This is a genomic window from Methylobacterium sp. A52T, assembly GCF_053346095.1.
Genome location: NZ_JBKFBI010000276.1, coordinates 1 through 2,513, shown reverse-complemented (window position 1 = coordinate 2,513; position 2,513 = coordinate 1). Strand labels below are relative to the sequence as shown.

Annotated in this window: 3 protein-coding genes; all 3 read right to left on the bottom strand. The window is 78.4% G+C overall.

What is annotated here, in order from left to right; translation table 11 throughout:
• Window positions 1–17: 17 nt before the first annotated feature.
• Window positions 18–1,070 (bottom strand): vWA domain-containing protein, encoded by a 1,053-nt coding sequence (locus ACLBYE_RS30270; RefSeq protein WP_447696997.1) that lies wholly within the window; start codon window positions 1,068–1,070, stop codon window positions 18–20.
• Window positions 1,071–1,074: 4 nt separating this feature from the next.
• Window positions 1,075–2,091, bottom strand: a complete 1,017-nt coding sequence (locus ACLBYE_RS30265) for a nonribosomal peptide synthetase MxaA (RefSeq protein ID WP_447696996.1) — start codon at window positions 2,089–2,091, stop codon at window positions 1,075–1,077.
• A gap of 2 nt (window positions 2,092–2,093) precedes the next feature.
• Window positions 2,094–2,513 (bottom strand): DUF58 domain-containing protein (locus ACLBYE_RS30260; protein ID WP_447696995.1); only part of this gene is annotated, 420 nt, incomplete at its 5' end.

Here is a 2,513-nt window from a genome sequence, read left to right as displayed (position 1 = left end):
GAGGAGGGCGCCGGCGCTCATGCCGCCCTCCGCGCCGCCGCGTCCGCGGCTTCCGCCGCGGTCTCCGCACCGGCCGTGGCCCCCGCGAGGTCCACCTCCGCGAGCTTGGCCAGGACAAGCAGCGCGAGGCCCAGGGCGGCGAGCGCGGCGGCGAGCCCGGTCAGGTCCCGGCGCGGGCGCTCCTCGACGTAGGGGATCGGGTCCCGCTCCAGGGCCTCGATCTGCCGGATGGCGGCGGCCACCGCCTCGGCGCCCTCGGCCTCGAAGGCGCGGTAGGGCACGCCGAGGCTCTTGAAGAACAGGTCGAGATGGCGCTCCGGCGCGGCCTGGGGCGTGTCCTCGCCGGCCGGCCGGTCGGCGATGCCGGGCGATCCCTGGGTGCGCAGGAACAGCCAGTACAGGTTCGGCCGGATCCGCGCGACCGCGGCGCGCAGCTGGTCCTGGATGCGCGGGTCGATCACCGCCGCACCGTCGGAGACCAGCAGGAGCACCCGCGACGCGCCGACATCGATTCCGAATTGCGACAGGGCCATGCCGAGGCCCCGGCCGATATTGGTGTAGTCGAGGCCGGGCCGGTCGATGGCGGCGATCGCCGCCCGCACGGCGTCGTGTCGGTCGGTCATCGGCATGACCAGCATCGGCGCGGTGGAGAAGGCCGTCACGGCGAACAGGTCGTGCGCCCGGGCGCCGACGAAATCGGCCAGCAGGCGCCGGGAGGCCGCGGCCTTCGATTCCTCGGCGCCGGAGGGCTGCCGGCCCGCGAAGGTCTCGTTCATGCTGCCCGAGCGGTCGATCAGCAGCGAGACCTGCGCGCCGATGCCGAGGCGCTCGATCCGCGCGCCCCTCCGGTAGGGGCCCGCCAGGGCCACGATCAGGCCGGCGATGGCCAGGACGCCGGCGAGCGTCAGCGCCCGGCCGAGCCAGGCCGAGACGGGATCGGCCGGGGCGGCGGCGACGGACGGGACGGCCGTCCGGCGCAGGGCCGAGCGGGCCAGCGGCAGCAGCGCCAGCGGCAGCAGCCACAGGACCCAGGGATCGGTCGCGCCGAGGCGGGCGAGGAGATCGGTCACGGCCTCACGCGCTCCGCTCCGCCGCCGCGAGCCGCGCCAGGAGCGCCTCGGCCTCGGCGCGGGGCCAGGCCGCGCGCGCGGCCGGCAGGCGGCCGCCGAAGAAGGCGAGGCGCGAGGCCTCGAAGAAGCGCGCGAGCCCCGCCGCCTGGTCCCGGAAGGCCCCGTGCCGGGCGAGGAAGGTGCCGAGATCGTCGGCCAGCACCCGCCTCCCGTCGGTCAGGTCGAGGCCCCGGTGCAGGGCCAGCAGCGCCGCCCGGTAGGCCTGATCGGGCCCGGCCCCCGCCCGCTGCCGCCGGAGCGCGCGCAGAGCCGCCGCGAAGGGCCGGCCCCGCCGCTGCCGGAACGGTCCCCAGGCCCGGTCGTGCGCCAGCGCCAGCGCGGCGAGGCCCGCGAGGGCGCCGAGACCCGCCGCCGCCGCGACGTCCGGCCCGGGATCGACCCGCCCGCTCCGCCCGTCCGGGCGCAGGTACTCGGCCGGATCCTCGCGCCGCTGCGGCTGCACCTCCCGCAGGGGCGAGACGCCGAGGCTCCAGCCCGGCACCTGGACGGCCGCGGTGGTGAGCCCGGTCGCCGCCTCGCTCGCCAGCGTCAGGGGGAAGCCCGGCACCTCCAGGGTGCGGGCGTCGAGGGCGGCGTAGAAGCTCTGGTAGGTGAGGCGGAGGCGCACCCGCCGGCCGCCGGCCGCCGGGGCCTCGTCGACCGCGACGGCGCGCAGGTCGAGCCAGTAGGTCACCGGACCGGGCCGGGGCAGGGTCGCGCGCTGCAGCCGGAAGTCGGGATCGGCCAGGATCTCCACCTGCGCCTCGACCAGGTCGCCCAGGAAGATCCCGAAGGGCCGCGGGCTGCGCACCTCGACGGAGCGCACCTGCGCGGCGGCCGGGCCGGCCGTCAGGACGAGCGGCGCGGCCAGGACGCCGGCCAGGACACCGGCCAGGACACCGGCCAGGACACCGGCGCGGAGGCTGGCGCGGAGGCTGGCGAAGAGGCCGGCCGGCAGGAGGGCGGGACCGCGCGCGCCCATGCTCAGGTCGTCATCAGGTGGCGGGTCAGCGCCTGGGCGTCGAAGCGCCCGGCGAGTCGGAAGACCCGGCGCGCGAAGGGCGCGGCGGCGCGCTCCAGGGCGGCGACCCGGTCCCGCTCCCGGGCGATCCAGGCCCGGCGCAGGCTCGGGCGCAGCAGGACCACGCGGCGGCCGCCGCCCTCGAGATCGTCGAGCTCGACGAGGCCGAAGGCCGGCAGCGCCTCCGCCTCGGCGGGGTCGGCGAGCAGGATCGGCACCGTGTCGTGCGGCGCCAGAGCGGCGAAGACCCGGGCGATCAGCGCCTCGGGCCAGCGGAAGTCGGAGGCGAGGAAGACGAGCTTCGGCCGCCCGGCGAGCCGCCGCGCGGCCTCGAGCATGCCGGCGCAGCCGCGCCCCGCGCGCGGCGCGCCCGCGACCCGCTC